Origin of the sequence: Paenibacillus sp. E222, from assembly GCF_013401555.1 — a bacterium.
Classification (GTDB): domain Bacteria; phylum Bacillota; class Bacilli; order Paenibacillales; family Paenibacillaceae; genus Paenibacillus.
In genome coordinates, this window is record NZ_CP058552.1 from 4,746,586 (window position 1) to 4,769,094 (window position 22,509).

Consider the following 22,509-nt stretch of genomic DNA (forward strand, 5'->3'; position numbering starts at 1 on the left):
CAACGCGATGGTCCAAACTGTTGAATATAAGATACTTCAATAATCTGTTGAAGTTTTTATGATGAGAAAAATTTTTTAGCCGCTAATCCATAAATATGTGGATTAGCGGTTCTTTGCTATTCTTCAAGAGTAAAGGATATCTGTCGCGGGATAAGAACATTGTTCCATTGCCGAAATGGATAAGAACATTGTGTCATTTCGGATTAGGTAGTTATCTAAATAGCAGCATGATGGAGTTCACTTGGCTAGAAAAAAACACATGGATTTAAGAATTCGCGTGAATAACGATTTTTTTGTATCAGGAATTAGGTTTCTTTCGATCAAAGGTAAAGACTATACAAGTCATCAGGTGATGTTGTGAAAACGGGGATTAGTGGTCAACGGTTAAATAAAAATGGTACATTCCCACGAGCAAATAGCCAAGTGAATAAATGGAATAAAGATGCAGGAAGTATAACATTCGAAGCAAAAGTGGTGAAAACTAACATGCGTAACAGACAGGAAGCCCTCGATTGGGAGAAAGCGAATGCTATGAGTCTATTGAAAAAAGGCAATTCAATGAGTAGACATCTACAACCACGTCCATGGGAAAAATAGAGGGAGATGAGTGTATTGTATCTAAAAGCAATTGATCTAGATTTCCCTTATATAATTGATGATGAAAATGTCGAATCAACTGCGACAAAAAAGGATTAAAAGTTAAATTGGAAATGGAAACGGAAACGGCGTTTATTAAGTTTGCAGACGCGTTGTATAACTGCTATGTTTGAACGTTTAATCGGAAAACAAAAAACGAAAGATTGTTGGAAAATTCTTGTGGATTGCGTTGAAAACATTTCGGATGAGAGGATTATTAATTCAGGAGTCTGTGTAGTTTAAATTAAATTTAATTTAGATGACTTCAGCGTAAAAAATGAGACAGAGAAAAAAACGACGCTCCAACTGCTTATGAAGTATCAAGAGTCCTAAAAAGAACTATAGTGCTAAGGTTATTTGTCAACACAATGTAGAAAGCATGGATATATACCTTTCTATTATGCACCGAGACGGAACACAAATACTGTTAGAAAAAGTGATTTCAGAAAATCCGAATGAATTCGCCTATGCTAGGCATCTAGGTGAGCTTAAATGGATATCTGATTCTGAAGTTGCTTTAATTGATGAAGATAATGATGGGATGGTTTCAATAAATCTAGAGAATAAAATAAATTATTAAAAAATCGACAACACGACGGGGGCCTGGGAGGCGGCATTGCTGATTGGAATCGCCTTACCGGCCATCGACGAAGTTTCAAAATTAAGGAAGGGGAAATCTTATTGATGAATGAGCACGGTTGAGTAATCTACACGTTTCTATTTTAGCGGCTTTTTTATTTTATCGATACAAGTTCTTGTCCCAAGCCAAGGACAAGAACTTGTATCGATTGCCGGAATGGACAAGAACATGCTCCGAGTACCGAATAGATGTATATCTAAATAATAAAATTGAAATTTTGGTAAGGACGGTAATAAACTTCGGGATGGCAGTCTTACACATGGTTCTAAGGCGGTAGAGAGTGGCCTATGAGGATCGAATTCAATGGTCAAAGCAAGAATTACACTTGAGTCGCATCATGCGGATATGGAAAGTCTCGAGAATGTTTGGGGAATAGTAATTCATTATGAACAGAAATGGAGCGTAGAGGAATGAAAGTATTATCTATGATTCAACCATGGGCGACTCTGCTTGTCCAAGGCGAGACTCTCTATGAAACCAGATCCTGGAAGACCCGGTATCGCGGTCCGTTGGCCATTCATGCAAGCCAGAAAGTCGATAAGTTAGCCTGCAAACATGAACCGATACGTTCTTTACTCGCCAAGAATGGCTATACGGAACAAAACCTCCCTACGGGGGTTATCCTTGCAACTTGCGAGCTTTCAAATTGTTACCAAGTCATTGACGCTAATCATACGTCAGCCATTCTGGATTGCGGGAAGGTTGTGTCAGGTAAGGACATCCTGTTAGGTGATTACAGTCCAGGTTATTTTGCGTGGGAAATAGTGGGTTTCCGTCTGCTGAAGACCTATATTCCAGTGAAGGGAAAACTGGGACTATGGGAATATCCGATAGACGAAGAGTTGATGATATAACCTATGTAAAAAATTAATTAATGGGGGTTCTGACATTATTACTCATTCGCCTTAACCCTAGGTAATCTGGATTATCGCCAGGAACAGGATGGCTCCGTTTCCTTGGTTAACCCATCTACAGGCGATACTGAATATATCATATACAAACCGTTAATGTATGATTCCTTTATACCTGAAGGCTATCAACAAGTAGAGGGGGTTAATGCTTACCCTGAAGAATCTCTTTCCTTCGATATTCACTATGAATTGAAAGAAAAAAAAGGGACAGTTATACATTGATGTAATCCCCAGTCTGGCGTAGCTTAATGACGCGTCACGTGTATACCCAGTCACCATAGACCCGACCATTATCAAATTTCAACCGACATACCCAATATACGTAGTGCTTTTCCGAAACAAACTGGAGCAACAGACACAACACTAGGAGTAGGTCTATATAAAGACGCTACTAGCTCAAATATCATTCGTTCACTCATTCAATTTGATACATCGACGATCCCACAAGGAGCAAAGGTTCTAACGGCTGACTTGAACCTCTGGTTAGCGTCCGTTTCGAATAATACCAATGTGGACATCACACTGAATAGTGTCAATAAAGCATGGACGGAATACTCGGCATCTTGGATGTATGCAGATGCTACAAACTTGTGGAGTAAACAGGGAGGAGACTTCAATTCTTCGCAAGTGGCTACAACTACAGTTGGTCCTTGTGTCAATGTCGAGGGACAAGAACATAGTCCGATTTCCGATTAGATGGATATATAAACAAAATGTTAAACATCATTAAGCGGCATAATTTAGGATAGTTTTTACATTCTTACGAACAAAAAACTTGATAAGAGATAAAAAAGGGGCTAGGTATTTCAGAATCGAAATTTTGGTACTGGAACTAGTCGATGCTGAGGAGAATAACTTGCACCGATTGCTGAATTGGAAAATTCCGATTAGAAAGGTGAAGTTATAAAAAAGAAACCGACCTTATTTCGATTTCAGTAGAATTTAAGGTCGGTTTGTTTTAGTGAAGGGACACTACCAATAACGAAGTAAGATAACTCAATATTTCATGGAGACATTAATTTCAACAAATTTCTTTACTAAACCTAACTGTTAATTATGCTTTTGATATTTTTAATTATTCCAAAGTGCATTGCTTCATGGTAAATCAGAAAACCTAGTAATTGTTCTACATTTGTAAAGATAAGTCCTGTAGAAGACTTGTAATGAGGATTGATTTCTTCTTTCAATTTGTTTGAAAGTATCGATTCAACCCTTTCAATTTGTTCAGTTAACAAGTTAATTAATTGAGACAACGTTGGAGGCTCTATATTCCAATCAGTCGGTTTAGTTCCTGGATCAAACAAATTACTAAAATTAGCAGGATATTTGGTTTCTTCCCCAGTAAGTTGGAAAGCGAACTTCTCATGTATGACATACATGTGGCCTAGATTCCATTTTATATTGTTTTTCAAACCTGTTGGAATTATTTCCGAGACAGAGTCATTTATATTCCTCACATAATCAACTGCCTGACGGCGAACAAAACCTAATTGATCTGTGACAAAATTGCTCATGACATTTACCTCCCATAAAGCTGCTAAAAATCCTTAAGAAAAAATCACTTGTATTTTGGTGAGAAGAAATTCCGTCAGTATACTAAAAAACACTTTTGTGTCAGTAACCAGAGTTGCTTTCAGAAACATAAGTTGAGACTCGTTGTGACAGATTTGCCAACGTACGTTCGAAATAGGATTCATCATGAAGTGCTCTACTCAAAATTAATCCCCCTTGGATACTAGCAATTGTTTCCTCTGAAATTTGGTCTGCAGTCTCTTTAGAGATACCTGTTTGAACTAGTGCCGCGCTTAAGGCTTCAATCCATCTTATAAAATATTGCCGAATTACAGCAGCGAATCGATCTCTTGTTTCGTCCAAAGCGAATGCACCAATAAGGCATATACGCTGACCAGATTGAAAATAAGTATCGACCTCTTGCCACATATGGTCAATGGCTGCCCGGGGTTCATTCTTTTCGAGCGGTTCAAAAATGTTCTTGATAAACCATTGATCAATATGAGCAAGAATTTCAGCAGCCATCTCATCTTTTCCACCCGGAAAGAAATAATATAAGCTTCCTTTAGATAGACCTGTACGGGCTGTAATTTTACTTAAAGATGCACCCTCATAACCTAATTCACGAAATACCTCAGTAACGAGAGGGATAACATCAGATTTTTCAAAAACAGTGCGCGTCATAGGTTTAACTCACTTAGGCTTGGGTGTTCAGCGGGGCGCGTGCCGAGAGGCCAATGAAATTTTCGTTCCTCTTCCTTAATCGGCATGTCATTAATCGAAGCAAATCTACGCTTCATCAAGCCGTCGTCAGCGAATTCCCAATTCTCGTTTCCATACGATCTGAACCAATTGCCACTATCATCATGCCATTCATATGCGAATCTAACTGCAATACGGTTATACGTAAATGACCAAAGCTCCTTGATAAGGCGATAGTCCAGTTCTTTGGCCCATTTTCGAGTTAATAAAGAGACAATTTCTTGGCGGCCTGTTATAAATTCGCTCCGATTTCTCCAATAACAATCCTCAGTATATACAAGTGAGACGCGCTGAGGGTCTCGGCTATTCCAGCTGTCTTCTGCCATACGGGTTTTTTGGATTGCTGTCTCACGAGTGAATGGGGGAGTTAAATTATTCATTAAATTTTCCTCACTTTCTATACCGTTTGTATTAATATAAACCGATCGGTTTATAAATGCAAGTTTACATCCGAAATTTAATACAAATTTCGAATCGGTTCAGATTCATAATGTACCAAGTAGCCATCAATCATATGCATAATGGCTCTTTTTGTGCATTACCAATGATCAAGAGGGTGTTCATTCTTCATATGCATATCCTATGAAATAATGAAAAAGCAGGACGTCTCCCCTATAGGAGGCGTTCTACTTTTTCTCTCATTTTGTTTTTTTAGCTAAAGTCATCCGTAGAATTTAAATTAACCTTGCAAAAATTCGATCAATGCTGCATTAAATTGTTCAGAATGGGTCGCATTGAATCCGTGTGGTCCACCTTCGACAACGACCAGTTGGCTGCCAGGGATGGATTCATGAGTACGTTGTCCGCTCACCTCCAAAGGCACAATGGCATCTGAATCGCCATGGATAACCAGTGTTGGAATGTTGAACTTCTCCAGATCCTGACGGAAATCAGTAAGGGCAAAGGCAGCAATACAATCCAATGTGCCTTTAGGTGAAGCCAGAGCTGCAATATCACGGTTATAGATACGGAATGGCTCGCTCACAAGGTTTGTACGGTCTCCAGCAGCGAAAAAGTTGCTTGTAAAACCATCCAGGAATGCTAGCCGATCCGCTTTTACCCCGTTTTGGAATTCTGCAATCGTATCATCATCCAATCCTCCTTGAGGATTATCTTCGGTTATATAGAGATAAGGGGGAACCGCTCCCGCAAATACGGCTTTAGAAACACGTTCTGTTCCGTAGGTTCCCACATAACGTGCAACTTCGCCGCCACCCATGGAGAATCCGACTAATGTGGCATCACGCAGATCAAGGTGCAGTATCAATTTATGCAAATCCGAAGCAAATGAATCATAGTCATAACCATCCCAAGGTTGAGAAGACTGACCGAATCCACGACGGTCATATGTGATAACACGGTAGCCCGCTTCAATTAGGGCAGGAACTTGTTTCTCCCAGGATCGCCCACTCAAAGGCCATCCATGAATCAGAATAATTGGTTTTCCCGCACCATGATCTTCATAATACAGTTCAATTGGTTGTTCATTCTCAAAACCTACATTTACTTTAGACATGAAAAATACCTCCATTAGTTATTATATTTTTGTTTATACAGAAGCTATAAGCTCAGAAACATGAAGGGGGCTTGTTCATGGATCGCCTCACTCTATGTACTGCTTGTATTAGTATAAACCGATTGGTTTACACTTGCAAGTTCATATCTTTTGTGGTCTTCGTTTCATTCCGTTCGGGCTGCATGAGGGAACTCCTTTTATTCTAAATTGGTATGATCAATATGTATAAAAAATGGATCTAATGGAGACCAATACATCATGTTATTATAAATCATGCTAAATCCAATTCCGATAGAAAGAATTCAACTGCATGAGAAACCCTAGAACCAAAAACTTGGGACTGTCTGCAGGATCGTATGGGCAATTTTAATGCAGGAGGATTGGCCATGGTATTTATCTCTATAGCGCTGGGCATCCTTTTCCATAATATGTCGAAAGAAGATTCATTGCTTGTATTCAAAAGATAATCAGAAATGTCTAAACAAAATTAAAATGCCTAGGAGATTTATATCTATGAAAATTTTCGTTGCTGGTGCAAGTGGAGTAATTGGGAAATTGTTGCTTCCGCAACTTGTGCAGGCTGGACACGAAGTCATTACTTGATTAGCAGCTTATTTCTAAATGGTAAAGAGATATTAATCTTTCTAAATGCAAAATAAATTGAATTCTCAAGTCCGTTATTCGGTAAAACTTGTATCAAGAGATAAACCCAGGAAGCGCCAAAAGGTGTCGAGGTGCCCAGATCGCGTCAGTGCTGGCAGCTGACCGACATGGGCCGAAAAGCTCTACTCAAATGAGTTCCGTCTGCAGATGCACGATGAGCATCTTGTCAAATTATATTTACTAACCAAGAGAAACCAGAGCCGCTTTTGCATTTGATTCGAAAAAGACAGGAAAGATTCATCTGATTTCTAAACGCAATTAAAGAGACACAGACGGGCAGCTGATGGGAGGTTCGAATGAAGACTTTTCCTTCGCGTGACCACTGTTTTTTCAGCGCTACAGTATCGGATTCGTGGAAATAGTTCGGGATTGGTGCGACCAAGCGGAGGCATCCCTGTCTCCCCAGAAAATAAGAAAACTTCTAACCACAAGGAGGAATCCGTATGCTAAACGGAACACAGGCTACTGCCAAAAAACCGGCAACAGTAACGTTTGTCCAGGTTTTGATGTACTTGGCGGCGGCCGTAAATATTGTGAATGGCATGTACTCGCTAGGCAGTGAGGGGACTGTTAAGAAATTGCTATGCTTGGCCATGATCGTCGTTGGCTCCGCCTCCATATGGGTCGGAGCCCGTCTTAACGATCGTCATCCGTCCCGGCGCAGTTATGCGATCTCACTGTCTATCGTGATAATCATGCTGAGACTTATCGAATTTGCCATCTTGCAAAATATCGGTTTTTTGATAGGTGTTATTTTGCCGGTGGTCATTATTTGGAGGTTAAGTAGTCTTGAAGCAAAAAAATGGTTTGGCTTAACATGACATTTGACAATCGCCAAGCTCAGAGCCAAGCCACATAGGAGGGTTACTAAAACCATGGAACTGATCAAGCGTTTACTGTTATTCATCCTTGCTATTATCGTTATCGTTCCGTAGCCACAGTTACTCGGCTACCCCTCTCTCTTCCTGTACGTTTCCCAAAAATGTAGTTTCTGACGTGTCAACAACTGGTATCGGGCAAACGAAAGTCGGTAAGTGGTCCATCACGGATCATGTGCAATATACGGAAGCGAATGATCATATTCGTCTAGCTTATCGGACATACGTTCCCACTAGACTGAAGGCCATGGTCATTTTTTATCACGGTTCTGGTGCAAATAGCGCAGCGGGCTATCAGCCGATAGGGGAGGAGATGAGTCAAAATTTCAGAATAGTGACATATTTACCGGACATTAGAGGCCATGGCTTATCTGAAGGACCCCGGGGGGATGCCCCAAGCGTTCAACAGGTGTATAACGATGTCACAAGCATCATTGACGCTGCGCATCGCCAATTTCCTTCCGTGCCAGTTTTTTTAGGTGGACATTCCGCGGGAGCGGGATTAGTGGTCAATTATATCAATTCGCCGCATCCGGAAGTTGTGAATGCCTATTTGTTCATCTCACCGGATTTTGGTCCAAATAGTCCAATTAAAGGAAGCTGATCAATGTGATCGGTTGTTTTTTTCAACTGTCGAGCTGTCGAGGGACAAGAACATGGTCCCTTTGAAGTCGCTATTTTAGCGGCTTTTTTTATTTTATCGGTAGAAGTTCTTGTCCCGAGCGAAGGACAAGAACTTCTACCGATTGCCGATTAGATGTAAGTTAAAGTAACAAAACACAAATGATTCTCGACTAGCTTCTTGTGCTGATTTACTCTACCTGAGCATTATGTTTTTTGTGCATCAAAGTTGACAGGAGTTTCACAATAAAATATAATTAATATAGTAACTAACTAAAATATATTAACAATATTTTATTAATAGAACATAGATTTCACAAAGGCGAGAAAAGAGGATGAACATGGAACAATACCGGATCGATGCAAACAATGGTTTAGAGTTTGGACTATATACATTGGGGGATCATTTAGCAAATCCTGAGACTGGGAATCGGATATCAGCCAAACAGCGTATTCAGGAAATTATTGAATTGGCGAAGCTTGCCGAGGAAGCAGGCATTGAATTTTTTAGTGTTGGAGAGAGTCATCAAGAATATTTTGCAACTCAGGCCCACACCGTTGTGCTGGCAGCAATAGCACAGGCTACAACAAAAATGAAAATAGGCAGCTCATCTACAATTATAAGCACTTCTGATCCAGTAAGGGTGTACGAAGACTTTGCAACGATTGATCTTATATCCAATGGTCGGGTTGAGATTATTGCAGGTCGTGCCTCTCGAGTAGGGTTATATCAGTTATTAGGATATGATCTCAACGATTATGAGGAGTTATTCGAAGAAAAGTTTGATTTGTTATTGAAGATAAACGAAAATGAAGTGCTGAATTGGAAAGGCGAATATCGTGCTCCTCTTAACCAAGCAAGAATTCTCCCACGACCTGAAGAAGGGTATCTACCTATATGGAGAGCCGTAGGGGGAACTCCTGCCAGTGCAATTAAAGCAGGCGTTGCAGGAGTTCCTATGTTTTTGGCTCATCTAGGAGGACCTGCAGTGTTATTTAAAAGATCAATCGATGCTTATCGAGAAGCTGCACGTCAAAATGGACATGATCCGTTGAAATTACCTGTAGCAACCGCCGGATTCTTTTACGTGGATGAAACGACACAAAAGGCTCAAAAAGCTTATTATCCTTATATCAATGAGGGAATGAAACTTACCAATGGACGTGGGTTTCCAAAACAGGCATTTGCACAAGGAGCTGACTCCCGTGATGTTATGAATATTGGCAGCCCACAAGAAATCATTGAGAAGATACTATACCAGCACGAACTCTTTGGGCATCAGAGATATATTGCACAAATGGATTTTGGTGGAGTTCCTTTTAAGAACTTAATGAAGAACATCGATATCATTGGCAAAGAAATTTTACCCGCTATAAAGAAGCATACTGCAAAAAAATAAGACATTGGAGGTCAAAAGTATGAAAGTTGTCGTATTGTCCGGTTCGAGGATCGGCTCCAAAACCAGAATTGCTATGAATTACACCGTAAGCTCTATCCACAAAAAGTACCCGGATTCAGATGTCACACTGTTAGATCTGGCACTCTTCAATGTCCAATTCAGTGATGGACGGAATTATATGGAGTATGAAGGAGACACGAAATTCGTCATCCAAATGATTATGGAGGCAGATGTAATTGTGATCGGAACCCCTATTTTTCAAGCCTCCATTCCAGCAACACTCAAGAATATTTTTGATCTGGCACCTGAAAAAGCATTCCAAGGGAAGGTTGTAAGCATGATCATTACGGCAGGCTCTCAGCGACACTTCCTGGTTGCAGAACAACAATTAAAACCTATTCTGACCTTCATGAAAGCCCAAATTGTACAAACCTATGTATTCATAGAAGAAAAAGATTTCCTTCGTAAAGAGCTCGTGAATGATGATGTCTTATTTCGTATAGACCGCTTAGTGGAAGACACCTTCATATTAGCAGAGACTTACACCAAAATCCGAGAAGCTGAAGAAGCGAAATATGGATTTTAAAGGAGCAAATGATGATGACTTATAAGGATATTACGGCTGAGTCGTTGTCTCCTGACAACAGATCCGTTGGTGAGTTAGTGATACAGGGAGATATGGAGAGAATTACACAACTGTATGGGCACCCATATACTATTAAGGGGACCGTGGTGCATGGTCAAGCACTGGGAAGAACGCTAGGCTATCCAACCATAAATCTTGGAGGGGAAGCTGACCTCTATGTATCTCCAAAACCCGGAATCTATTTCGGGACTTCAGTAATATTGGAAGGAGATCGGGAGAATGAGCAATATAACGCCATAATAAGCGCTGGTTACCGTCCTACTGTGGGTGGAGAATCTTATTTTATTGAAGCCTTTTTATTAGACTATTCAGGCGATTTGTACGGGCGGAACGTATCACTTCAATTTTTAAAATATGTGAGGGAAGAAATTACGTTTGCCAGTCTTGACGAGTTAATCATACAAATGAAATTAGATGAACAGCGCGCCAGAGATTACTTTAGCCATAGAAACCCACTGAATAAACAGTGATACAGGTTAGTTTAACTACTTACCGGGAAGAAAAAGAGACATTTAAAAGTGTCGCGGGACAAGAACATTGTTCCATACAAGTCGCTATTATAGCGGCTTTTTTTGTTTTAGGAACCGAATTCTTGTCCCAAACTGAGGACAAGAACATTGTGTCAAATCCGATAAGATGGTGACCTAGACAAATTTACACTTGTTACTTAGACTTTAGAAACCGTCCTCATTACCGATTTTATGAGTATCTAATATTTAAAAATGCTCTGGCCAACATACAGATGAAGTTCGAGAAGGTGAGGTTGTACAGCGTTTCATCCGTGAGGGAGATAAATAATTTGTTAAGTTCATCACGGTTGGGGGGAATAAAAAGTAGAAAAGAGAGGCAATGGCTGATCATTGCAAAAATTCATATTGTGGTGATCGACATTAGGATTGTCGGTACGAGAAAGTACTAGGAGTTTCAGGGATAGGTCGGCTTATTATGGATCTTGTGAGATGCTTAGCTGGCTTGCAGAAGAGGAACGTAATGGCATTAAGCAAGCACAGGCTGAGGGCATTGCTGAAGCCAAGAAAAAAGGTAAACACTTGGGGCGGTCACAAATGAATTTGAGTACACTTACACCAGGTCAGTCCTGAATGCCGAGTATCTCAACTGGAAGAATAATGAGCTGTCAGCTGTAAAATTTATGAGGAGCAGGCAGTCAAGTTATAGTCCTTATCTGAGTAGCTAGCAGAGGCGCTGGAATAAGACGTAGGGTAAACGAGCGTACCCAGTAAGAAAAGGATAAGAGCTAATGATATGATTCTATAAGTTGGAATCTGTCTAATCAAATTTATTACCTCCCAAAATTTAGTATGAACTGAGTATACCATTGTAAAAATTTAGTGCTAGTTAGGAGGTTAGCAAATATGTACCTTTTTATCCTTTTATCACGACTTTAATCTCTGGATTTCTGGGTTTTATGGTCTACAAATTTTCTAATATAAAGATCGGGATCGTTGTGACATTAATAATTTCTATTTTAATAGCGTATATGTTTATGGATTTATATGCTTTTTTGGGGGTTATAGGAGGATTATTGTTTTATTTCTTATTAATGCAACGTCAATTAGTTTTTCTCTGATCGAAGGTAAGGACTAGGTTATCGTTGAAAGTGTAAAGGAAGTGGTACCAATGGTTGATAAGAATCTTTATCTGTTTCATAAAACTAATGGGCAGGTTAGCGTGAAGGTATGATAAGATAAATTTGAATATATTTACAATAATAAGGGGGTATAAGACATTTTTAATTCTACGGGGCAATGATTGAGTGAATGACCCTAATCATTAAATGAGAGGTGAAAAAATGAAGAAAATGTATATTGGTGCAATTGTTTTATTGCTCTTAAGTGTCCCAGTCGCAACATTTGCAGCGAATAGTGTATCGGAGAAAATTAGTATTAAAATCAACAATACAGAAATAAAAACAAAAACTGATGTGGAGCCCACAATAATCAACAACCGATTGTATGTCCCGGTTAATATATTTAGGGACGCCGGCTTTTCAGTATCCTTTAAGAATTCAACGCTCACCATGGTCAATAGAAATCTCTACTATGCTAAAAACCTAGAGGAACTAAATGCTTTTCATTATACCTTCATCAATCATTTTCAGAAAATAGATCAGGAGATAACGAATATCCTTGGGAATCTGTTATTGCAAAATGAAATTGATACCACAAAATTAATGGAGTTAATCCGTTATGTTGAAATAGAATCTAAGGGCTTTAATACTGAAAATTTCACTCCTATCATGGATTATTCTTCTTCGTTTGCTTTTGCCAGTGCAAATGAAAGTATAAATGCTTACAAAGAAGCTGTTAACTCACTTATCACGTACACTGAAGATGAGAAAAAGGAAGATTTAGAACGTTTTTATGCTCAGCGTGAAATTGCTCTCAAATATTATGCTGACTTCTCATACGATTTTGATCTTGTTTTCAAACGAAGTTATTTTAATGTGATAAAATATTGAAATAACCTTCAATGTTAAAAGATTACAACTATAATAACCTACTGTTAAGGGGAATAGCCTTTACAGTAGGTTTGTTTGATTAAAGCTATTAGCGTAATGAGGCATGATTTAACAAAGCGATCGGTGGAGCAGTGGATTGTCTTATAAGGGGGATTGAAAGCATATTACGCTCTGCTTTATGACGCTGTTGAGCTACCGGGAAACGATAACTCAATGTTACCAAGAAAGCAGCTGATCCATATGATCGGCTGCTTTTGTTCAACTAAAGAATTATGGAAACGTTCAGAGGAAATGACGGGAAATAAATTCTAATGGTAATAACTAAAGGATGATATGATGAACGAAATGATCAGAATTGATTCGATCTCTTCCTTACATGAGCATTTGGGGTATGATGACAAACCCAAACATGTTTTCATCCGGATTTGATGTCGAGGTATAGGAACATGGTCCCGTTAAAGTCGCTATTTTAGCGGCTTTTTTGTTTTATCGGTACAAGTTCTTGTCCCGAGTCAAGGACAAGAACTTGTACCGATTGCCGAAATGGACAAGAACATGTTCCGATTACCGATTAGATGTTTATCTAATCGAGATTTCTAGCTTTTTTATTAAGCTAACGGTCAGGTTAGCTCAACAACTTTTGGAGACATGGATTTATTATTATACGTAGCTGGTTAGTATGGTGATTTGAGGGTCTTCTTTCAGTCAGTTGATTCCTTATGGAAGGATGGCTAAGTTAGAAATTAAGAAGGGTGCTCGCAAATGACTGAGCTGTTAGCACCGTTGTCCGAAAGCTAGGGATTGCTCACTTCTTGGACCAACTTGCTATCACGCTTGATAATCGCTATTGGGTGTATCGTGTCCGAAATGGCCATTGCGAGATCGTAATCGAAGATTTTCTGGAAAAAGCTGTTGAATGATTGGTGATATTCAAGAATTACTTCATCATCTTCCGTTCCTTGAGGATAATTCGATGAGTGCGGCGCACTGCTCCTTGTTTTATATAGATATCATATCAAACACCCTGTTTGATTAAACTCCAGATGCGTTCAAACCGCTCTTGGTAGTCTGGTGAATTCCAGGATTCTTTAAAAGAGGGAAGACTAAACACTGCAAAAGCAGATAGGATTGCCTCTGCCCGTTCAAAGTGAGGATCGTTATAATCCATAAACCTATCAATAATTTGATATGAATCCCAGAGCACATCACGTAATACCATTGGATTACTGTCCACATATTGTGTATTCAAAGCGAACATTTTGGGATTCTCGTTATAAGCGCGTTTTTTGGCATTCACAAATGCCCAAAGCCAATCGTGGAGCACTTCCTGAGGTGAGGCCGAGTTAGCCATGTTTATACTGATTTGTTCTGAAATCATGAGATTGAACCAGTCTTTAGCTACAGCTGCCCAGAGTTCTTGTTTATTTTTAAAATGCTTATAGAGTGCTGCATGAGTGATATTCAATTCATCCGCTATTTGTGAGAGCGTCACTTCGGATTTCTCCGTGCGCTCAATTAATGCCTCGGCGGTTTCAATAATAAGCTGCTGCGTGATTTTAGCCATTTGTATTGGCAGGTGAATATGAGGCTTTTTGAAGCGAGCAGTTACTGCCATACCCCAGTCTCACACCGTGCTGCCTACCCTTCTTTCGTTCATTAGTCTTTACCAACCGGTAATCATACCTTCAATTTATTTTAGCATATAAAATATATAGTAACAAATGTTGACTTTTGTAACCAATAATATTATGCTTGCTTCGCAAGTTACAAAACCAAACAAATGTTACTTGGTAAATTGCGTATAGGAGGATATTTTTATGAAAGCAGCACAAATTACTAAATATTCAAAACAGTTTAAAGTTGAAGTGCGCGATATCCCAGTCCCGGAAATAACGGATTACGAAGTTTTGGTTAAGGTGAAAGCTGCGGCGGTTAACCACTTGGAACTGCTTATCGCGACTGGAAGCGTGAAGTTAATCCAGGACTATGAGTTCCCACTGACACTCGGTAATGAGCTCACAGGTATTGTTGAGAAGATTGGCAAGAACGTCACGGGTTTCCAAGTTGGTGATGCTGTTTATTCACGCCTGCCGCTGCAAAAAATCGGGGCGTTTGCCGAATACGCGGCGATTCATGCGGATGCCATCGCATCCCTACCGGGTAATCTGGATTTTGTAACCGGTGCGGCTGCACCTCTAACAGGATTGACTGCCTATCAAAGTTTGCATGAAGAGCTAACACCAAAAGCTGGCGAAAGCTTGTTCATTCCGGGCGGCTCTGGTTCATTTGGCCAAATGGCTATTCCTATCGCCAAAAGCATGGGGCTTAAGGTCATCGTTAGCGGAAGTCCAACAGCACGCGAACGTACAATGGCCGCTGGAGCTGATCAATACATTAATTACACGACTGAGAACTATTGGGAACGACTTCGCGATCTTGATTATGTGATCGATACCTTGGGACCCAGTGAATTTGATCATGAACTCTCCATTATTAAACCAGGCGGTCATCTTCTGTCTCTAAGGACAGGCCCTAATAAACGTTTCGCCAAAACAATGGGCTTGCCGGGCTGGAAACAAAAGCTATTCCATATTGCCGGGGCCAAGTATGATCACAAAGCAAAGAAAAAGAAGATCGAATATCATTTTGTCTTTGTACGCAGCGATGGAGAGCAATTACGGAAAATTACTAAGATTATTGAAGAGAACCGGATTGTTCCCGCGGTGGACCCCACAGAGTTCCACATTGAAGATATCAATGAAGCTCTAAATCTTGTTGCAACAGGTCATCCTAAAGGGAAAGTTATTATCCGATTTTAAAGAAAGGGGGTGATGATCATGAAATTGAAAGGCAGAACCATTCTGGTGACCGGCGGTACGTCTGGAATCGGCTTTGCTTTTGCGAAGCGTTTGCTCGATATGGGGAATACGGTAATCATAACTGGGCGCTCGCAACAACGAATCGACCAGGTTGTAAAAAACAATCCGGGCCTTATCGGCATAGTGGCTGATGTTAGTGATCCCAATAGTGTAGAGTATCTTGCGAAAGAACTAACCATTCACTATCCCAAACTGGATATTATTATGAATAATGCAGGTATTATACACGAATTCGACTTGTTTGATGAAACAGTCACTTACGAGCACCTTACTGCAGAAATTGCCACAAATTTGAACGGGACAATCTACACGACCAAGGCATTGTTACCCCTGTTAGCTAAACAACAGGAGGCAATGATTGTTAACATGAGTTCTCTACTTGCCAATATCACTATTGCCAACGCACCTACGTATTCTGCTACAAAAGCTGGCATTCACATGTTTAGTGATGCGTTACGTGAGCAAATTCGGGCTAAGGGTAAAAACATCCATGTAGTGGAACTTTGTCCACCGGTTATTTCCGAAACCAATCTCACAGACACTTTTGACGAAGGCTTCTTGAATAAGATCATTTCTTTGCCATTAGAGAATCTTGTACATGTGGGTATTAAAGGGATGGAAAAAAATAAACTTCGAGTGAATGCAGGGTTTACGAAAGTTATGCGCTTTTCCATGAAGTTCGCTCCAGATTTCATCACACATACTTGGGGGCGAATGCTCCTTAAATCAAAGCAGTAAGCATTAATAAGTGATGACATCTTTAAAATTATTTACCGATCGTTCTCAATATGTTATATTGAATAACAGGGAGGGAACCGAATGGCAAGGAGTAAGGAATTCGAAGAGAATGTAGTATTAGATAAGGCGATGAAGCTTTTCTGGGAACAGGGTTACGAGAAGACATCGATAACGGACTTAGTGGAGCATATGGGGATTCACCGAAGAAGTTTATATGACACTTTTAGCGACAAGCACACGCTGTTTCTGAAAGCGATGGACCGATTTCACGATAAATTAAGTGCTGGGCTTGCAGGAGAGGTTAAACGCTCAAAGACTGCTGCGGAGGCATTACAGCTTATTTTCAGTTCCGTAATCTGGAGTGAAGATGACTCACCTTCCGGTTGTTTGATGGTAAATTCAGCTGTGGAATTGGCAATGCGGGATACCGAAGTAGATACAAAGACCAGAGATTTGTTTGCTTTATCAGAACAGTTGTTTAAAGATATTATTTGGTGGGGACAGCAGAATGGAGAGTTTAGCGTTGATTTTAGTGCTGAAGACCAAGCGGAACATCTGCATGCTGTTTATGTAGGGATAAGAGTAATGACAAGAACCTCCATACCCACGGAAAAATTGCAGCATATAGCCGATGCATCGATTCAACTGCTAATTAAATAATGATTAAAGATCCGACTAAGATAGTATGATTGTATCATTCCCTATGCCTTTTCTAGTATGATCGTTCTTAAATCGTTTATCTATCCTTCATCAAAATAAACTTTCATAAACGGTGCTTTATTCTCCTATTATTAGAATGATCATTCTTGAATGATTCAGCCTTTGGACGCCCGATTTTATAATGAATGATTACCATCAAAAAACAAAAAAAGGAGCTAATACAATGAACATTTCTGAACAAGTCGCATTTGTTACTGGAGCAAACAGGGGGCTTGGCCGCCAGCTTACGCTTGAACTTCTATCTAGAGGGGCTAAGGTTTACGCAGGGGCAAGAAATCCCGAGACGATCGATATTCCAGGGGTTACACCTGTAAAGCTTGATGTAACCAATCCTCAAGAGGTAGCAGCAGCTGCCAGTCTTGCTAAGGACGTTACCCTTTTAATCAACAATGCAGGATCATCTACAGGCGCTTCTCTGCTGGAAGGGGATGTGGAAAAAATCCAGCTGGAATTGGATACGCATTTCTTCGGTACGTTATCCATGGTTCGCGCTTTTGCCCCGGTTATCGAAAACAACGGTGGAGGTACGGTGCTGAATATTCTTTCCGCATTATCTTGGTTCAGTGGCGGAACTGCGGGTGCTTATACTGCTGCGAAGGCTGCAGCTTGGGCATTGACGAACGATCTGCGTTTGAATTTGTACCCTCGTCAGATTAGAGTTGCAGGCTTACATGTAGGATTTATGGAGACAGACATGACAGCCGGTGTAGATGCTCCCAAATCGAACCCTTCGGATGTTGCGAGAATGGCTATTGATGGCATCGAAAGCGACAGCTTTGAGATTCTTGCCGATGATAACAGTCGAATGATTCAAGCTGGACTTTCCGGTGGAGTTGCTACTCTATACCCGCATCTTTCTTAATTACAAGTACTGTTTTGAACTAAACATTGAAGAGGAGTGTACAGAATGAACAAATTGTGGAGTGAAACCAAAGTCGGTAACCTGAAATTGCCGCATCGTTTAGCTATGGCACCGATGACACGCAGCAGAGCAGAAGAAGACGGTACGCCGGGTGAATTAACCTCCCTTTATTATGCACAAAGAGCATCGATGGGGCTTCTAATTACGGAAGGTGCACAACCATCCGATGATGGTCAAGGATACCTGTGGTCACCAGGGATCTATACGGAACATCATATTGAAGGGTGGAAAAAAGTCACGGATGCCGTTCATGCAGCAGGCGGATTTATGTTCATCCAGTTAATGCATGCTGGCCGGATGTCACATCCCGACAATACCCCCCATCATCGTCAGCCCGTTGCGCCGTCAGCGATTGCTCCCGGTGTACAGATGTTTACTGCTAAAGGAATGCAGGACATCCCAGTTCCGCGCGAGTTAAGCAAAGAGGATATTCAGACGACTATTGCCGATTTCCGTAAGGCAGCAGCAGCAGCTATTGAAGCCGGTGCAGACGGCGTTGAAATTCACGGAGCAAATGGATATCTCATTAATCAATTTATTGGTGAAAATTCGAATACACGGACGGATGAGTATGGAGGATCGATCGAAAACCGGGCCCGTTTCGCGATTGAAGTGACGAAAGCCGTTGTAGAAGAAATTGGCGCAGAAAGAACAGGCTTCCGTATTTCACCGGGAACACCTCTTGGAGGAATTCAGGATGGGAAACAAGGACCTGAACTGTATCTCTACCTGGTCCAACAATTAGCGAAGCTGGATTTGGCTTACCTTCATGTGATGCATCTTGGAAATGAAAAGCTGCTCCAGAGCGTCCGCTCCATTTGGACCAATCCACTATTAGTCAACCGGGCAGGACGTGCTCTGGAGGATCTGAGTGTCGATCTTGACAACGGCATAGCTGATATCATACCAGTTGGTGCATGGTCATTAGCTAATCCGGATTTAGTAGAGCGCCTTAAAACAGGGGCTCCACTAAATGAGGCAGATCCTACAACCTTCTTCGCGGGGGGAAGCAAAGGTTACACGGACTATCCTACCTTGAAAGAATTAGAAGCACACAAGAGCTAAGGAGTAGTTACATCAAAAAAAGCAAAGAATGCAGTATTTTACAGAAATCTATGGCGTACAGACTTCACACAGGGGGATGGAGCAATGAGCCCAAGTCCCATATTTGGAAATTCAGGTATTGGTATGCTCTGAACGAGAACAGAGCGGAGGCAGAGGAGCATTCCCCAAGGGGATCATAAGCTGAGGGGATTTATTTTTTTCTTCATTAAGCTACTCGTAGATATTCGTTAGGAGATAAACCCTGATTGTTCTTCATTTCTCCAAACAAAGTGCGCGCTTACGACTAGAACGTAAATAAAACGAATACGAGGAAGTCTCATATTGGGAGATCTCTCGTATTCGTCTTTTTAGTCAGCATACTTGTTTATAATCGTATGAGCAGCCTCATCCGCTATTTGAAAAGCCTGCTCTCGTGAAATACTGAAATCAAGCAGCAACATTTTGGGCCATAGCACTTGCCCAGCAATTAGACTCATAAATTCATTGGCCGTTTTTGACGCATCCGGCAGATTTATATTACCCAATTGAACTTCATCTACTAAATATTGCGTCAATTTCTGATGCACGGCGCCTTCGCCCAGTTCATAATGAAAAAGACTGAGCTCGGGGAACTGCTTGGCTTCTGCAATGACGACACGGAATAAAGGAGCCATTCCATCACGAGTCAGCACGCATGCGTAGTCTCGTCCGAACTTTATTAATCCTTGCAGGGGAGAGCCGAGCACCGGTAGAAAGTCCCATTCGGGATCAAGCTCCCAAAAATGCTTGACGATGGTTTCAAAAATCAATTCCTTCGTCGGGAAATGATTGAAAAGTGTACCTGTAGAGAGACCAGCAAGTTTTGCAATCTGAGCTAAAGTAGTACGCGCATACCCTTTTTCAAAAAAAAGTTCTTGTGCAGCGGCAATCGCGCACGCCCTTTTTTCTTCCTTTATACGTTCATGGTAAGTTGATTTTGTTCCCATAATTCCACTCCAAAGTTGGATTTAAGTCTTATCAGAGGGATAGCACCCTTTTCTCTACTATACAACAGTTGATCGTGTTCTAAAAGAAAAAGCTGCCTAAGCACCCTCGGAGGGCTTAAGCAGCAATAGGGCTAACATATTAGAGAATCGTTTGAGCGCCATCCAGAACCAAGTCAACGCCAATGGTGAAGCGGGACTCATCCGAAGCCAGATAAACAACAGCTTTGGCAATCTCTTCGGCAGTACCCATGCGTCCAGCCGGAATCCCGTCACGAATGCGGTTAATAACCATCTCACGAATTTCGTCAGACACGCCAAGCTTGTTCTTATCGTAAAGCGGGGTATCAATCGGTCCAGGACTCACCGTATTGAAGCGAATTCCGTGAGACGATAATAAGTCGGAATTCCAGGCTTTGGTCAGGGTGGAAATGGCACCTTTAGTAGCCGCATAAGCGTTGGAATGTGCATATCCGGCATGAGAACTGCTCGATCCCATTAAAACGACAGAGGATGGGTTCGCCATCACTGGAGTCAATGCCTGCATTAAGAAAAATGGAGCTTTTACGTTGATGGCAAACAAGCGGTCAAAGGCTTCTTCATCGATTTGCTCGAATGGACGCCAGTCAGATACGCCTGCGTTTAAAAAGGCAATATCCAGTTTGCCAAAATGTTGTTCAACGCGTTCAGCCAGTTGAAGTTGAGCGTTGAGGTCTCGGGAATCTGCCTGAAGCACAAGGACTTGATTTCCGAGTTCCTTTTGTGTTTTTTCTACATTTGCCGGGGTTACTCCGGTGACAATCAATTCAGCGCCTTCAGCCAGAAATTGTTTGGCTGTCTCCAAGCCAATTCCGCTGGTGCCACCCGTAATAAGTGCTCGTTTACCATTAAGTCTAGTCATGTTAAAACCTCCATCGCAAGATACTTACAAGGACAAATATAAGCGAATAATAATGTTAAGTCAAGTAACTCAACTTTATTTATTTTTTCTTATGTGCTAAGATCACTTTGAGAACAGCATACTCTGAATACAGAGATAAAGAAGTTTTTTTATTCGTTTAGAGAAAGTGAGAGATGGACACGAACAAATGAGGGAATAGTCCTGATGGGACATCAGCTAAATAGGTTAGGTTCAACGTCTGAAGATCGTTATCAAGTAGGAGAATCCGGGAGGTCTGCCAGTGTCTAAATTAGATACAAATACTCGTACAGAAGAGTATTTGTATCTATAGGAAATCGGCTCCCGTTTGCGATTGAAGTCACGAAAACCAATCGCTGAATAATTTGGTTCAGAGAATAGAAGAAGGTTGATAAGATTTTGAACTCTTATGCAACTCTTTTTGACAATGTTGGGTTATATCATGACTATTAATGTCTCTATGGAAGGTGAGTATACATTGAAAACAATGGTAATTATCGGTGCAGGACCAGGTCTGGGATTCTCGCTGGCCAAGACTTTTGGAAAAAACGGTTTCCGTATCGCCTTAGTTTCAAGAACACAGGAGAAATTGGACAAATATGCAGAGCAGCTTGGTGAGATGGGAATTGAAGCTCAGGGTTTTGCTGCCGATATCACTAACAAAATGCAACTTATGAGAGCTTTTCAAGAAATTAAGAATACGTTCGGTACATATCGATGTCTTGGAGTTTAGCCCGCATAGTGGAAATGTTACTACAACATCTGTTCTGGAAACGACTGATGAGAGCGCACTTCAATTTTTTAACACTGTTGTCATCGGAGCTATTAATACAGCTAGACAAGTCTTTCCAGAAATGATTGAACGGGGTGAAGGAGCTCTTCTTTTCACAAGCGATCTTTCCGCAATGAGTCCAAGCTCTATGTTTGGAAATTCAGGTATTGCCATGTCAGGACTCCGAAACTATATTCTTAGTTTACACGAGCGTTTGCTTCCTCTTGGAGTATTTGTGGGTCATTTATCCATTAGTCCTTTAATCAAACAGGGTACAAGTTTTGATCCCGATCAAGTGGCTGAGGCTTGGTACAATCTGTATGATAAAAGAACAGAGGTAGAGGATACTTTTCCTAAGGGAATCATGCAATTTATCAACAAATAAATAAATGCTAGGACTTATATAAATCCTGACTATATTAGACGTTTTTTAGTAACCATAACACGCGTGTTGAATATCTAATTTATGTAAATCGAAATCAACGGGCAATTGTTCCGTAAGAAACAAACGAAAAAAACGAATAAATGAAAGCTCTACATGTTTGGGTACGTTCATTTTTGCCGACTCATAGAGACTTTTGAGGATAACATAAGCGATTAAAGCGCCATATAACTGACCATAAACGGCATTTTCGTTGTTCCAAATAAGGTGGGCACATTCAGATTTTGCTTAATCCAACGGAAAAAGAGTTCGACTTCCCAGCGAGCTTTATACATTTGAGCAATTTGCTCACCGCTAACCTCCATTAAATCGGTAGCCACTCGAATTTCTCGACCCTCGTAATCCTTAAAAAACCATCACCCGGTGACGTTCCTGACTACGATTTTGGGGCGTACCTAGCTGGCATGAAATGTCCCGGATCACACC

The 22,509-nt window shown here is 40.9% G+C and carries 24 protein-coding genes and 1 pseudogene; 17 read left to right on the top strand and 8 right to left on the bottom strand.

Annotation, left to right across the window (positions count from 1 at the left end; translation table 11 throughout):
• Positions 1 to 354 precede the first annotated feature (354 nt).
• From HW560_RS21370 to HW560_RS34470, 3 genes and pseudogenes are all read left to right on the top strand, one after another.
• Positions 355 to 597 (top strand): annotated as a pseudogene (locus tag HW560_RS21370) (RHS repeat-associated core domain-containing protein); the annotation flags it as partial.
• A 1,089-nt stretch (positions 598 to 1,686) separates the two neighbouring features.
• Positions 1,687 to 2,130: an ASCH domain-containing protein gene (locus HW560_RS21375; RefSeq protein ID WP_090898665.1), complete on the top strand. Its 444-nt coding sequence runs from the start codon at positions 1,687 to 1,689 to the stop codon at positions 2,128 to 2,130.
• Between the two features lie 375 nt (positions 2,131 to 2,505).
• Entirely contained in the window at positions 2,506 to 2,883 is a 378-nt protein-coding gene (locus tag HW560_RS34470) for a DNRLRE domain-containing protein (RefSeq protein ID WP_373565008.1), read from the top strand.
• Positions 2,884 to 3,230: 347 nt separating this feature from the next.
• Here the strand turns inward: HW560_RS34470 and HW560_RS21385 are convergent, their stop codons facing one another.
• The 4 genes from HW560_RS21385 to HW560_RS21400 all read right to left on the bottom strand — a co-directional run bounded on the left by HW560_RS21385 (position 3,231) and on the right by HW560_RS21400 (position 5,977).
• Positions 3,231 to 3,701: a DinB family protein gene (locus HW560_RS21385; RefSeq protein WP_179264616.1), complete on the bottom strand. Its 471-nt coding sequence runs from the start codon at positions 3,699 to 3,701 to the stop codon at positions 3,231 to 3,233.
• A gap of 100 nt (positions 3,702 to 3,801) precedes the next feature.
• Positions 3,802 to 4,383 (bottom strand): TetR/AcrR family transcriptional regulator, encoded by a 582-nt coding sequence (locus HW560_RS21390; RefSeq protein WP_179264618.1) that lies wholly within the window; start codon positions 4,381 to 4,383, stop codon positions 3,802 to 3,804.
• Positions 4,380 to 4,841 carry a nuclear transport factor 2 family protein gene (locus HW560_RS21395; RefSeq protein ID WP_179264620.1) on the bottom strand — a complete coding sequence of 154 codons (462 nt, stop codon included), beginning with the start codon at positions 4,839 to 4,841 and terminating at the stop codon, positions 4,380 to 4,382. The genes HW560_RS21390 and HW560_RS21395 overlap by 4 nt, the downstream gene beginning before the upstream one ends.
• A gap of 299 nt (positions 4,842 to 5,140) precedes the next feature.
• The gene (locus tag HW560_RS21400; RefSeq protein WP_179264622.1) at positions 5,141 to 5,977 is read right to left on the bottom strand and encodes an alpha/beta fold hydrolase; all 837 of its coding nucleotides are present in this window, start codon (positions 5,975 to 5,977) and stop codon (positions 5,141 to 5,143) included.
• A 1,106-nt stretch (positions 5,978 to 7,083) separates the two neighbouring features.
• Between HW560_RS21400 and HW560_RS21405 the strand changes: the two genes are divergently transcribed.
• From HW560_RS21405 to HW560_RS21435, 7 genes are all read left to right on the top strand, one after another.
• The gene (locus tag HW560_RS21405; protein WP_179264624.1) at positions 7,084 to 7,461 is read left to right on the top strand and encodes a hypothetical protein; all 378 of its coding nucleotides are present in this window, start codon (positions 7,084 to 7,086) and stop codon (positions 7,459 to 7,461) included.
• A gap of 175 nt (positions 7,462 to 7,636) precedes the next feature.
• A complete protein-coding gene (locus HW560_RS21410; protein WP_257031398.1) occupies positions 7,637 to 8,122 on the top strand; it encodes an alpha/beta hydrolase in 486 nt (161 codons plus the stop codon).
• 358 nt (positions 8,123 to 8,480) lie between these two features.
• A complete protein-coding gene (locus HW560_RS21415; RefSeq protein ID WP_179264626.1) occupies positions 8,481 to 9,539 on the top strand; it encodes an LLM class flavin-dependent oxidoreductase in 1,059 nt (352 codons plus the stop codon).
• Positions 9,540 to 9,558: 19 nt separating this feature from the next.
• Entirely contained in the window at positions 9,559 to 10,125 is a 567-nt protein-coding gene (locus HW560_RS21420) for an NADPH-dependent FMN reductase (protein WP_179264628.1), read from the top strand.
• 14 nt (positions 10,126 to 10,139) lie between these two features.
• Positions 10,140 to 10,655: a riboflavin kinase gene (locus HW560_RS21425; protein WP_179264631.1), complete on the top strand. Its 516-nt coding sequence runs from the start codon at positions 10,140 to 10,142 to the stop codon at positions 10,653 to 10,655.
• A gap of 489 nt (positions 10,656 to 11,144) precedes the next feature.
• Positions 11,145 to 11,285, top strand: coding sequence for a recombinase family protein (locus HW560_RS21430; RefSeq protein WP_143067026.1), 141 nt, complete (start codon positions 11,145 to 11,147; stop codon positions 11,283 to 11,285).
• Between the two features lie 710 nt (positions 11,286 to 11,995).
• Positions 11,996 to 12,664, top strand: a complete 669-nt coding sequence (locus HW560_RS21435; RefSeq protein ID WP_090898636.1) for a hypothetical protein — start codon at positions 11,996 to 11,998, stop codon at positions 12,662 to 12,664.
• Positions 12,665 to 13,679: 1,015 nt separating this feature from the next.
• Here HW560_RS21435 and HW560_RS21440 read toward each other — a convergent pair.
• Positions 13,680 to 14,279: a TetR/AcrR family transcriptional regulator gene (locus HW560_RS21440; protein ID WP_218152273.1), complete on the bottom strand. Its 600-nt coding sequence runs from the start codon at positions 14,277 to 14,279 to the stop codon at positions 13,680 to 13,682.
• Between the two features lie 202 nt (positions 14,280 to 14,481).
• On the opposite strand from HW560_RS21440, the gene HW560_RS21445 reads away from it, so the two are divergent.
• The 5 genes from HW560_RS21445 (at position 14,482) to HW560_RS21465 (ending at position 18,988) form a co-directional block, all read left to right on the top strand.
• Positions 14,482 to 15,483 carry an NADP-dependent oxidoreductase gene (locus HW560_RS21445; RefSeq protein WP_179264633.1) on the top strand — a complete coding sequence of 334 codons (1,002 nt, stop codon included), beginning with the start codon at positions 14,482 to 14,484 and terminating at the stop codon, positions 15,481 to 15,483.
• 18 nt (positions 15,484 to 15,501) lie between these two features.
• Positions 15,502 to 16,281, top strand: a complete 780-nt coding sequence (locus HW560_RS21450; protein ID WP_179264635.1) for an SDR family oxidoreductase — start codon at positions 15,502 to 15,504, stop codon at positions 16,279 to 16,281.
• Between the two features lie 81 nt (positions 16,282 to 16,362).
• Positions 16,363 to 16,941: a TetR/AcrR family transcriptional regulator gene (locus HW560_RS21455; RefSeq protein WP_090898626.1), complete on the top strand. Its 579-nt coding sequence runs from the start codon at positions 16,363 to 16,365 to the stop codon at positions 16,939 to 16,941.
• A 223-nt stretch (positions 16,942 to 17,164) separates the two neighbouring features.
• The gene (locus HW560_RS21460) at positions 17,165 to 17,863 is read left to right on the top strand and encodes an SDR family oxidoreductase (protein WP_179264637.1); all 699 of its coding nucleotides are present in this window, start codon (positions 17,165 to 17,167) and stop codon (positions 17,861 to 17,863) included.
• Positions 17,864 to 17,908: 45 nt separating this feature from the next.
• On the top strand, positions 17,909 to 18,988 hold the full coding sequence (locus tag HW560_RS21465; protein WP_179264639.1) for an alkene reductase: 1,080 nt from the start codon (positions 17,909 to 17,911) through the stop codon (positions 18,986 to 18,988).
• A gap of 347 nt (positions 18,989 to 19,335) precedes the next feature.
• Here HW560_RS21465 and HW560_RS21470 read toward each other — a convergent pair whose 3' ends face one another.
• Complete coding sequence (locus tag HW560_RS21470; protein WP_090898619.1) at positions 19,336 to 19,953, bottom strand: TetR/AcrR family transcriptional regulator; 618 nt, start codon at positions 19,951 to 19,953, stop codon at positions 19,336 to 19,338.
• Positions 19,954 to 20,092: 139 nt separating this feature from the next.
• Complete coding sequence (locus HW560_RS21475; RefSeq protein WP_179264641.1) at positions 20,093 to 20,851, bottom strand: SDR family oxidoreductase; 759 nt, start codon at positions 20,849 to 20,851, stop codon at positions 20,093 to 20,095.
• Positions 20,852 to 21,356: 505 nt separating this feature from the next.
• Between HW560_RS21475 and HW560_RS34030 the strand changes: the two genes are divergently transcribed.
• Positions 21,357 to 21,602 (top strand): SDR family NAD(P)-dependent oxidoreductase, encoded by a 246-nt coding sequence (locus HW560_RS34030; protein ID WP_257032044.1) that lies wholly within the window; start codon positions 21,357 to 21,359, stop codon positions 21,600 to 21,602.
• Entirely contained in the window at positions 21,592 to 22,026 is a 435-nt protein-coding gene (locus HW560_RS34035) for an SDR family oxidoreductase (RefSeq protein ID WP_257031399.1), read from the top strand. The genes HW560_RS34030 and HW560_RS34035 overlap by 11 nt, the downstream gene beginning before the upstream one ends.
• Positions 22,027 to 22,238: 212 nt before the next feature.
• Here HW560_RS34035 and HW560_RS21485 read toward each other — a convergent pair whose 3' ends face one another.
• Positions 22,239 to 22,403 (bottom strand): transposase, encoded by a 165-nt coding sequence (locus HW560_RS21485; RefSeq protein ID WP_143067025.1) that lies wholly within the window; start codon positions 22,401 to 22,403, stop codon positions 22,239 to 22,241.
• Positions 22,404 to 22,509: the final 106 nt, after the last annotated feature.

Excerpts from the sequence above, each read along its gene's own strand:
- HW560_RS21375 (WP_090898665.1), top strand. The coding sequence starts at position 1,687 with ATGAAAGTATTATCTATGATTCAACCATGGGCGACTCTGCTTGTCCAA.
- HW560_RS21385 (WP_179264616.1), bottom strand. The coding sequence starts at position 3,701 with ATGAGCAATTTTGTCACAGATCAATTAGGTTTTGTTCGCCGTCAGGCA.
- HW560_RS21390 (WP_179264618.1), bottom strand. The coding sequence starts at position 4,383 with ATGACGCGCACTGTTTTTGAAAAATCTGATGTTATCCCTCTCGTTACT.
- HW560_RS21395 (WP_179264620.1), bottom strand. The coding sequence starts at position 4,841 with ATGAATAATTTAACTCCCCCATTCACTCGTGAGACAGCAATCCAAAAA.
- HW560_RS21400 (WP_179264622.1), bottom strand. The coding sequence starts at position 5,977 with ATGTCTAAAGTAAATGTAGGTTTTGAGAATGAACAACCAATTGAACTG.
- HW560_RS21405 (WP_179264624.1), top strand. The coding sequence starts at position 7,084 with ATGCTAAACGGAACACAGGCTACTGCCAAAAAACCGGCAACAGTAACG.
- HW560_RS21415 (WP_179264626.1), top strand. The coding sequence starts at position 8,481 with ATGGAACAATACCGGATCGATGCAAACAATGGTTTAGAGTTTGGACTA.
- HW560_RS21420 (WP_179264628.1), top strand. The coding sequence starts at position 9,559 with ATGAAAGTTGTCGTATTGTCCGGTTCGAGGATCGGCTCCAAAACCAGA.
- HW560_RS21425 (WP_179264631.1), top strand. The coding sequence starts at position 10,140 with ATGACTTATAAGGATATTACGGCTGAGTCGTTGTCTCCTGACAACAGA.
- HW560_RS21430 (WP_143067026.1), top strand. The coding sequence starts at position 11,145 with ATGCTTAGCTGGCTTGCAGAAGAGGAACGTAATGGCATTAAGCAAGCA.
- HW560_RS21435 (WP_090898636.1), top strand. The coding sequence starts at position 11,996 with ATGAAGAAAATGTATATTGGTGCAATTGTTTTATTGCTCTTAAGTGTC.
- HW560_RS21440 (WP_218152273.1), bottom strand. The coding sequence starts at position 14,279 with ATGGCAGTAACTGCTCGCTTCAAAAAGCCTCATATTCACCTGCCAATA.
- HW560_RS21445 (WP_179264633.1), top strand. The coding sequence starts at position 14,482 with ATGAAAGCAGCACAAATTACTAAATATTCAAAACAGTTTAAAGTTGAA.
- HW560_RS21450 (WP_179264635.1), top strand. The coding sequence starts at position 15,502 with ATGAAATTGAAAGGCAGAACCATTCTGGTGACCGGCGGTACGTCTGGA.
- HW560_RS21455 (WP_090898626.1), top strand. The coding sequence starts at position 16,363 with ATGGCAAGGAGTAAGGAATTCGAAGAGAATGTAGTATTAGATAAGGCG.
- HW560_RS21460 (WP_179264637.1), top strand. The coding sequence starts at position 17,165 with ATGAACATTTCTGAACAAGTCGCATTTGTTACTGGAGCAAACAGGGGG.
- HW560_RS21465 (WP_179264639.1), top strand. The coding sequence starts at position 17,909 with ATGAACAAATTGTGGAGTGAAACCAAAGTCGGTAACCTGAAATTGCCG.
- HW560_RS21470 (WP_090898619.1), bottom strand. The coding sequence starts at position 19,953 with ATGGGAACAAAATCAACTTACCATGAACGTATAAAGGAAGAAAAAAGG.
- HW560_RS21475 (WP_179264641.1), bottom strand. The coding sequence starts at position 20,851 with ATGACTAGACTTAATGGTAAACGAGCACTTATTACGGGTGGCACCAGC.
- HW560_RS34030 (WP_257032044.1), top strand. The coding sequence starts at position 21,357 with ATGGTAATTATCGGTGCAGGACCAGGTCTGGGATTCTCGCTGGCCAAG.